8 protein-coding genes are annotated in these 8,996 nt (G+C 66.7%); 3 read left to right on the plus strand and 5 right to left on the minus strand.

Annotated elements, in window-relative coordinates; all coding sequences use genetic code 11:
* Positions 1-104: 104 nt before the first annotated feature.
* From K6I34_RS24615 to K6I34_RS24630, 4 genes are all read right to left on the minus strand, one after another.
* Positions 105-383: a hypothetical protein gene (locus K6I34_RS24615; protein ID WP_229328524.1), complete on the minus strand. Its 279-nt coding sequence runs from the start codon at positions 381-383 to the stop codon at positions 105-107.
* A 210-nt stretch (positions 384-593) separates the two neighbouring features.
* A complete protein-coding gene (locus K6I34_RS24620) occupies positions 594-869 on the minus strand; it encodes a hypothetical protein (protein WP_229328525.1) in 276 nt (91 codons plus the stop codon).
* 1 nt (position 870) lies between these two features.
* Positions 871-4,545 carry a ricin-type beta-trefoil lectin domain protein gene (locus K6I34_RS24625; RefSeq protein ID WP_229328526.1) on the minus strand — a complete coding sequence of 1,225 codons (3,675 nt, stop codon included), beginning with the start codon at positions 4,543-4,545 and terminating at the stop codon, positions 871-873.
* Positions 4,542-6,869 carry a DUF6531 domain-containing protein gene (locus tag K6I34_RS24630; protein ID WP_229328527.1) on the minus strand — a complete coding sequence of 776 codons (2,328 nt, stop codon included), beginning with the start codon at positions 6,867-6,869 and terminating at the stop codon, positions 4,542-4,544. The genes K6I34_RS24625 and K6I34_RS24630 overlap by 4 nt, the downstream gene beginning before the upstream one ends.
* A 493-nt stretch (positions 6,870-7,362) precedes the next feature.
* Between K6I34_RS24630 and K6I34_RS24635 the strand changes: the two genes are divergently transcribed.
* Genes K6I34_RS24635 through K6I34_RS24645 form a run of 3 tightly spaced genes read left to right on the plus strand, consistent with a single transcriptional unit; the run spans position 7,363 to position 8,607 of the window.
* On the plus strand, positions 7,363-7,575 hold the full coding sequence (locus tag K6I34_RS24635; protein ID WP_229328528.1) for a helix-turn-helix transcriptional regulator: 213 nt from the start codon (positions 7,363-7,365) through the stop codon (positions 7,573-7,575).
* Entirely contained in the window at positions 7,565-7,951 is a 387-nt protein-coding gene (locus K6I34_RS24640; RefSeq protein WP_229328529.1) for a hypothetical protein, read from the plus strand. Before K6I34_RS24635 ends, K6I34_RS24640 begins: the two co-directional genes overlap by 11 nt.
* A gap of 47 nt (positions 7,952-7,998) precedes the next feature.
* Positions 7,999-8,607, plus strand: coding sequence for a Uma2 family endonuclease (locus tag K6I34_RS24645; protein WP_229328530.1), 609 nt, complete (start codon positions 7,999-8,001; stop codon positions 8,605-8,607).
* A 39-nt stretch (positions 8,608-8,646) separates the two neighbouring features.
* On the opposite strand, the gene K6I34_RS24650 is transcribed toward K6I34_RS24645, so the two are convergent.
* Positions 8,647-8,823, minus strand: a complete 177-nt coding sequence (locus K6I34_RS24650) for a hypothetical protein (RefSeq protein ID WP_229328531.1) — start codon at positions 8,821-8,823, stop codon at positions 8,647-8,649.
* Positions 8,824-8,996 lie beyond the last annotated feature (173 nt).

Raw genomic sequence — 8,996 nt, forward strand, 5'->3', positions numbered from 1 at the left:
AGACAGGCTGAGGAAGGGGTGACGGGGCGCGCCCTCGGAAAGGGTGTGGTGTCCGGCTTCCGCGGAAGCCGGACACCACACCCTTGGCTTAAACCGCCCCCCTCTCAGAGCAGCCCACGGTCCATGAAGTCAAAGGCTTCGTCCCAGGTGATGAAGCCGCACTCCCCCGTGCCGAGGTCTACACAGACCGGTAGATTCCCACCGAGCTGGGCACCCTCGTTGCCGCCGTCGAGGAATTCGACGTTGTCATAGGGCGCGATATACCGGTCCCCTTCAATGAAGCAGTACTCCAGGATGAGCCGCACATTGCTTGACGGCCAGTTCTGTGCCCGTTCGGCCAAGAACCTCTCCGCTTGCTCTTGGGCTCCCTTGCGATCGAGCATGTCAGTTCGTCCTCATGAGGTAGTAGATTCGGAACCACTCGCTCCAATGGCCCGACTGCCGACGCGGCGCGTGGCGGAGGGGTACGGACAGGACGGTGTGGCGCCGATCGTGGAGCTGCTGAAGCAGTGACGGGACGATCTCGTATTAAAGAGCAGTGCCCGGCTTCCGTGGGGGCCGGGCACCACATGACTCATCCGGGGGCTTATCCCTCAGAACAGGCCGCGTTCCCTGAGATCGTTGAGGTCAGCCTCGGTGATGAGGTCGCATTCCCCCGTGCGGAGATCGACAAGAACCGGATAGTTCCCGGCCAGCCGGGCCATCTCGTCCCCGTGATCGAGGAATCCGACGGAGTTGTAGGGCCCGATGAACCGGTCGCCGTCAACGAAGCATTCCTCCAGGATGAGCCGGACATCGTGGAACCACGCCTTGCTCCGCTCAGCGAGGTATCTCTCGGCGAGTTCCTGGGCTTCCTTGCGATCGAGCATGTCAGTTCGTCCTCATGAGGTAGTAGATTCGGAATCGCGGATCGGTGGGATTTGCCCGCCCTTGCTGGAAGTCGAGAAAGACCACCTTGCCGTCAGAGTTCACCACATTGAAGTAGTGGCCAACGTCTCCGCTCCGAACTGGGAACCCGCCAACGATCCCTCGGGCACCAGGCCCCCAGCTCAGCACATCTCTCACTATGGGGTCCAGTCCCCCCTTTCGTACGAAGGGGCGCCCGGTCAACGCCGCGACCTCGCTGAGAGACATCAGGCGCTCAGCGCCAGGTACAGGGTTGGGGTTCTTGCCTGCCATGAGGTCATCGCCAGCCTTCGCGCACAGCCCGCAATTGGTCTTTCCACCTTCAGGGTTGATGCGCTCCATCGACGGCAGATGCTCCGGTGTGTAGTACGGAAGCCCGAACCGGGTCTCACTCCTCCCTCCGTAGTAACGTCCGCCTACCGGCGGGGTGACCGCGTCCTTCTGCCAGCCCCGCAGCCCGCCGAGCCCAGTCGCCGCGATCTGCATCGCGAGGTCGTCCGCAGCCCGGCTGTAGGTGTCGTAGAGCGCCTCACAGCCCTGGTCACGGAACATTTCCGCAGCCCGGTAGAGCCGGTAGGCGGGACGGACAGGCAGGTACTTGTCGACGAAGCCGCCCGCACCGCCGTTCTTCCCGGTGAAGGCGTTGAAGAGGTCTCCCACGAACTCGAACGGGAGCTTGAACCCCTCCACGAAGCCATTGCCGAAGACCTTGGCTCCCTGGCTGAACGACGTGATGCGGTCGTCGTTGGGGTCGTCCGGGGTCCAGCCGGTGGGGTCGGTGTACCGGGTCGGCGCGTTGGCCGCGTACGGGTAGGCCGAGGCGTAGGGCTGGCCGACCGCCGCGGGGGCCGGGTCGGTGCCGGTCAGGCGCCCAGTGGCCGGGTCGTAGTTACGGGCTCTGAGGTAGTAGCCCGCGGCACTGGTCGTCGGCTCCCGGTACGCGCCCGCGTAGGCGAAGGGGTTGGCCGGGGCCTTTCCGTTGACGTTGGTCTGGCTGCTCTCGCCGAACGCGGTGTAGGTGTAGCTGGTTTGCGGGATGCCGCCGGAATCCGTCAGGTCGCTGACGGAGCCGAGCAGATCCCGGTGGTGGTAGTAGGTGCTGCCGCCTGTGGCCTCGGCCTGGATCTGGCCTCGCGGGTTGTACCGGTATTCGGCCTGTAGAGCACCGTTCCCGTCGTAGTCCGCTGCTGCCAGGGGCAGGGCACCGTTGATGTCCCAGGCCGTGGTCCGCTGCAGTCCACTGCCGTCCTTGGAAGCCGTCGTGCGGTTGCCGTCGGCGTCGTAGCCGTAGGAGTAGCCGGTACCACCCGACACCGCCTTGACCAGACGGTTGTTGGCGTCGTAGGCGAAGGTGTCACCACCCGCACCGCTCTGGTTCCCGTCGGCGTCGTACGTGAAGTCGCGGCTCGCGGAGCCGGTGACCGACTGGGTGAGCTGATCGGCGTCGTCGTACTTGTAGGTGGTGCTGACGCCTGCCAGGCTCTGTGTCTGCCGGTTGCCGACCTGGTCGTAGCTGTAGGTCGTGGCCGTGGAGAGATCTGGGCACTTGTCCGTCTTCGTGGCGGACGAGCACTCGGTGAGCAGCCGACCGGCGGGGTCGTAGCCGTAGTACTGGTAGCTGGCGGGTTTACCCGCACGGGTGACGTCGACCCGGACCGGCTGTCCCGCGTCGTCGAAGGTCTGCGCCCAACTGGAGAGTGTGGAGTCGCCCTTGACGTTGCTGACGACAGTGAGACGGCCCGCGTTGTCGTACGTGCGCTTCTCCACGTAGCCGTTGGCCGCGGGGAGCGTGCTCGTCGTCAGGTGACCGTCGGGGTCGTAGCTGTAGCCGACGGTACCCGCGACCGTGGTCTCCGAGGTCCGCAGGCCGTCGCCGTCGTAGCCGTACCGGATGGTGTTGGTCGGTATCCCGGACTTCGGCAGGGTCCAGTGATGCCAGGCGACGTCGAGGCAGTCCCAGGTGCCGATCGGCGTGCCCAGCGTGCTGGTGCCGCTCGGGATCTCCATGCACTTGCCGCCCGCGGCATTGACGAGCGCACCGTCGTCGCGGAGCGTCCAACGCTGAAGAGCGTCGTTGGAGCACGTAGCGAGCTTGACCTGCGCGCCCCTGTTGGAATTGGTCGCGGCAGCACACTTGCCCAGAGCCTTCAGATGAGCACCGTCATAGGACCACTGCTGCGCCGGAACACCGACGCAGGTCCACGACTGGACTGTCGTGCCGTCCTTCGTCTGCCCGTTGTCGACGTCCACGCACAGACCGTTGACACCCACCACCGCGCCCGTCGGGCGCGGGAGAGTCCAGTGGTGCCAGGCGACGGCGAGGCAGTCCCAGGTCGTGATCAGCGTGCCGTTGGCGCTGGAGCCGTTCGAGATCTCCATGCACTTGCCGCCCGCGGCATTGACCAGCTCGCCGTTGTCGCGGAACGTCCAGCGCTGGAGAGCATCGTCCGAGCACGTGGCGAGCTTCACCTGAGCGCCCCTGCCCGGGCCGGTCGCGGCGGCACATTTGCCCAGAGCCTTCAGATGAGCACCGTCGTAGCTCCACTGCTGCGCCGGAACCCCGGCGCAGCTCCACGACTGGACGGTCGTGCCGTCCTTCGCCTGCCCGTTGTCCACATCCACGCACAGACCGTTGACACCCACCAGCGCGCCCGTCGGGCCGGGGCCTCCGGTGCCGCTGGTCCGCTCGGTGACGCGACCGGTGTCGTCGTAGGCGTAGGAGAAGACTCCCTTGCCCGTGCTGGGGGTGACGGCCGTCAGGTGCCCGGCGCTGTCGTAGTCCAGGGTTCGGGTGCCCGTGCCGTCGGTGACAGATCGCCGCTGGCCGATCGCGTCGTAGGCCACGGTCACGGTCGGTGTGCTGTCGGTATAGGTGGTGATGCGGGGCAGGCCCCGGGCGTCGAAGTCCGTCCTGGCCGTGACGCCACGGGCGTTGGTGACGGCGGTCCGGTTGCCGTCCTCGTCGTAGCCGTAGGTCTTCTGGCGGCCGAACGGGTCGGTGACCGACGTCTGCCGCCCGGTGTCGTCGTAGCCGTAGGTGGTCGTGTGCCCGTTGGGGTCCTTGCGGGTGGCGAGGTCACCGGCCGTGTTGTACGCGTAGCGGGTGACAGCACCGTCCGGAGCGGTGACGGCTGCGACGCGCCCCAGCTCGTCGTAGTCGGTCTTGGTCGTACGCCCCAGCTCGTCCGTGGCCGACGTGGCACGGTTCGTCGCGTCGTAGGCGGTGCTGGTCGACTTGCCCAGCGGGTCGGTCACCTTGGTCTGGTTGCCCGCGAGGTCGTACGTGTAGGAAGTCGTGAACTGCGCGGCATCCGCGCCGTCGGCGTTGCCGCGGGGGTCGACCTGGGTGGCCGTGCGGCCGTCGTCGTCGTAGGTCCAGGTGGTCGTGCGCCCTTCCGGACTCGTCGTCCTCGTCCGGTGGCCATCGGCGTCGTAGTCGAACGACGTCACTTTGCCGAGCGCGTCGGTCGAGGTCGCCTCCAGCCCCGTGTCCGTGTAGCTGTGGCGTGTGACGTTGCCGAGAGCGTCGGTGGCCGACACGACGTTGTCATTGGCGTCGTAGGCCGTGCTGCTGGTCTGCCCGAGTGCGTCGGTGACCGACGTCTGCCGACCCAGCGCATCGTAGGCGGAGGTGGTCACGGCCCCGTGGGGTCCGTCGCCTTCGTACGGTTGCCGTTGGCGTCGTAGCCGTAGCTCGTGGTGTAGGCGGCGGCATTGGCCCCGGAGACGTTGCCGCGCGGCGAGACCGTGCTGATCAGCCGGTTCGCCTTGTCGTAGGTGTAAGTCGTCCGGTTGCCGAGGGCATCGGTGGTCGAGGTGAGGTTGCCGTTGGCGTCGTAGGTGCGTGTCTGTTTCTTTCCTGCCGGGTTGGTGGTCTCCGTGAGTCGGCCGGAGCTGTCGTACGCGTACGCGGTGACGCGCCCTGCTGGGTCCTTCACGGAGGTGAGGCGACCGGCGCCGTCGTAGGCGTAGGCGGTGACACGTCCCAGGGGATTCTTCACCGCGCCGAGCAGGCCACGCCCGTCGTACGTGTAGGTCGTGGTGAAGGCGGCGGGGTCGGCGCCCGTGGCATTGCCGCGAGGGTCGGTCATCGCGGTGACTCGGCCGACGCTGTCGTAACGGAAGGTCGTCTTCTCGCCGAGCGGAGTCGTCACCGCGGTGCGGTTGCCCGCCGCGTCATGGGTATAGGTGGTCGTCTTGCCCCGTGGCGTGGTGACGCTCGCGAGGGCACCCTGCTCCGTGTACGCGTACATGACCGTGCCACCGGCCGGATCCTTGCTGGACGTGATCCGGTTGGCCTTGTCATAGGCGTACGTCGACGCCTTGCCCCGGCCGTCGGTGTGGCCGGCGATGTTCCCCTGGGCGTCGTAGGTCCAGGTCTCCGCGAGCCCCACGGAGGAGGGGGATCTGCGAGTGATCAGACGGCCGGCCGCGTCGTAGTTCATCTCCGTCGTGTTGCCGGATGCGTCCGTGATCGAGACGGGGTGAAGGTTCCGGTCGTAGCTGTAGGAGACCTTGTCGCCGTATGGATTGGTGCTCTCCAGCAGCACATTGCCGGAGTACACGTCGGTCCAGACCCCGCCGTTGGGGTCTGTCATGTGGGACTCGCGTTTGTTGTCCCAGGTGAACGTCGTCGTCTTTCCCGAGCCGTCCGTCTGGGAGGTGACGCGCCCCGAAGCGTCGTACGTGTTGGAGAGCCTGCCGCCACCGCGCCCGGTGGCGGTGGAGAGCCGCTTGCCGGAGTCGTAGGTGTATGTGGTGGTCTTGCCGACCTGGTCCTTCACGGAGGTCAGCAGGCCATCGGTGTAGGCGTAGGAGACCGATGTGCCATCGGGCAGCGCTGCCTTGGTCAGCAGCCCCGAACCGTCCAGGGCGAACGCGACCGAGCGCCCCGCCGCGTCCTTGACCGACGCGAGGCGGCCGGAGGAGTAGGTGAGCGCGAGACCTTGGCCACCACCGCTGGTGATGGAGGTCAATTGGCCCGAGGAGCTGAACGTGCGCCGGTTCCCGTCAGGACTCGTGACGGTGTACGTATCGCCCGCCCTTGTGAGCGTCAGTGACGAGCCTGCCGGAGTCGCGTAGTTGCCGCCCCCTTGCTCTTTGAAGACCACCCGGGCGCCGTCCGCGTCCTGAAGCGTGGCGCTGTTTCCCGCGGCGATCGTCAGTCTGGAGTCGAAAGGAGTCGACCAGCCCCGGCCCAGCACCCCGGTTTCAGCCGAGTCGGACCGATAGGTGCGCTCCAGCGAAAAGGGCGTGCCGACGCCCACGAGGGAGGCGTCCGTACTCCGGTCGTAGAACGCTCCAGTGGCGGTGTTCACCGGGTCCGCGCGACGCGTCTGCCCGTAGCAGTGGCAGAGCCCGGCCTGCGCCCCGGGAATGTCCGGGGTGTAGAAGGCCTGGACGAACGGCGACGTCGTCCCACCGGGGCTCCCGGAACCGTCCGTCCCCTCCAGGAAGATCCAGGCGTAGTACTTCTTGCCGTCCTGGAGATGCCCGCCGTTCAGCGAGGAACTCCACCAGAAGCACTGGTCCGCGGGGTACTGATTCGACGGCCACCAGCCGTAGCACCAGGCCCCGTTCTCCAGATACTTCCCCGTCGGGTCGTCGGTCGAGCGCTTGATCTCCTGCTGATGCACCGGGTACTTGTTCTCGTCCATGACGTACAGCCACAGCCCGGAGACGGACGACGCCGAGACCGAGGAGAACTTCGCCTGCCCGCCGATCGACAGCATGCCCGGGTAGGCGGTCGCGTAGGCGGAGACCCAGTCCGGATTGGGCACCCCTGCCGCGGCGGCACGTGCGGCCGGACCCTTGACGGGCTTGGCCGCCGGTCCGACCTTCAGCGGCTCGTCCGGCTTCGGTGCCGGTTCCGCGGGTAACCGCTGGGGCCTCGGCTTGAGGTACTCGCGCATCGGCGAGTAGTTCCCTTGCGAACCGTGCACCTGCGCCTTGCGTTGTGCCAAGGTCATCGCCTTGGGCGGCTTGGGCAGATCCTTGGCTGTGCGTGGTGCGGCAGTGGGTACCGCCTGCGGTCCGGGTCTGTCGACTGCCGCTCCGGCCCAGGCCGTGTCGGTGACCCCCACGGTTGCAAGTAATGCGCATGCCAATGTAATGACAAGACTGCGCCGCACGGATCTGAACATGACTCCCCCTCCCTCTTCTCGTGAAGAACAGGGGGATCATCTGCCGCACAAGGGCGATCGCGAGGCGAAACTCGAACAAGTGACTTATAAAAATGCGTTGCGATGGACTCGGATCGCCCACACGACGGCCTTCCCCGACCTTCTCGGTGCGACCAAGCCCCGAAGCCGAACCCTCGGGCCGGAACGCGGCTCGCACGATCCCGTCGGCGTCGTACGCGAAGTCACGGCGCCCGAGGCGCCGCGCGAGCCCCGCCCCGCCCCTTCTGTAAAGCAAGCTTGACAGCTGCCGAAGGGTGACAAGTAAGCTTTACATGTGCGAAACAGCGTCAGGAAACTGCGGTCGTCGCGAGGGCTCTCCCAGGGTCAGTTGGGCGCGGCTCTCGGGGTCTCACGGCAGACGGTCAACGCCATCGAGACCGAGCGGTACACACCTTCCCTGCCGCTCGCCATGGCCATGGCCAAGTTCTTCGAGGTCAGCGTTGAGGAGATGTTTCATGCCGATGGGGGCTCAGCAGATGACGAGTAACACGGCCAGGTGGTCCGTCCCCGGCTTCTTCCTCGCCCTCGGAGGCGCCTGCCTCGTGGCCGCGGCTTTCGGCGGCCGCCTCACTCTCGGCCTGGTGACGTTCGGGATCCTGGCGGCCTGCAGTCTCGCCTTGGTGCTGCTGGGACGCCGGAACGAGACCTATCAGGGCCTCACGGAGAAGGCACCCGACGAGCGCTTCGCCCGGATCTCGGGGCGAGCCTGGGCCGGCACGGGCGTGGTGCTCACCGTGGGGAATCTCTACGCCTTCATCGGTGACCTGGCATCCGGGCGAAGCGGCGATCCGTACTTCTGGTTCGTGGCCACCGCCGCCGTCTCCTACATCGGGTTCGTCGCCTTCTGGTCCCGGCGCACCTGAGATGCCATCGCCGTGTACAGATCGGCCCTGGACGATCAGGAGATGACGTGACAGCCGATGCCGTAGATCCTCGGGCCTACGCGCGGGCGAGGACGATCGCGGAGGAGCTCCGGCCGATCGTGGAACGCGTGCCGGGTGCGTGGGCGGTCGAGATCGGGGCAGCCGGGGTCGTCGTCATGATGAGCCTGGTCAAGCGGCACGAGGCGATCACCACCCGCGTCGTGCGTCAGCTCAACGCCCAGCTCGTGGGCACGCATCCCGGCCAGGAGATCGTCGCCCAGTCCGGCGCAGAGGTGGAACACCCGGCGGTCGGGCGGATGCGTCGACCGGACGCCGTGGTCGTGCCGCTGCCCGTACTGGACGAGCCGGGGGCCACTGTCGACCCGGACGACCTTCTCGCCGTGGTCGAGGTCGTCTCCGAGTCCAACCCGGACAACGACTACGTCGAGAAGGCCGCCGACTATCCGGCCATGGGCATCCCGCTGTATCTGCTCGTCGACCCCCGCAAGGGCCTCGTCTATACCTACGCCGACCCGGTCCCGGGCTCCAACGGCCCCCGCTACGCCTCGGTGTTGCCCTATGTCTTCGGCGATCGGGTGCCGTTCGGCCCGTGGACCGTCGACACCGCCGATTTCAAGCGGTACGACGATGCCTGACACACCGCGACGGCGTGTCAGGCATCGCGGGAGTGGCCGCTAACAGGCCTGGACGTACCAGACCGGACCCCAGTTGCCGTGCGCGTCACTGGAGGGCGCGCCGGGCGTCGTGTAGATCAGCTCTCTTTTCTTGTTGAACATGTACGCCGAAGTGCCGTTGGACTGGTTGTTGTACCAGGACCCGCCGCTGTTCAGGCCGTCCGGTATCTCCTGCATGTAACCGCAGTCCTTGAACTTGAACGCCAGGCTCTTGAAGTTCGCGGAGCAATTGTCAAATCCTGTGGATCGGCGGGTTGTTCATGCAGCAGCGGGCTCGGGTCGTTCAACGAGGTGACCGCGTTCGAAGCGGGCTCCGGCTCGCACGAGGGCGACGAGGTGGGGTGCGTTCA

It is taken from the genome of Streptomyces sp. UNOC14_S4 (assembly GCF_020740835.1).
GTDB lineage: Bacteria > Actinomycetota > Actinomycetes > Streptomycetales > Streptomycetaceae > Streptomyces.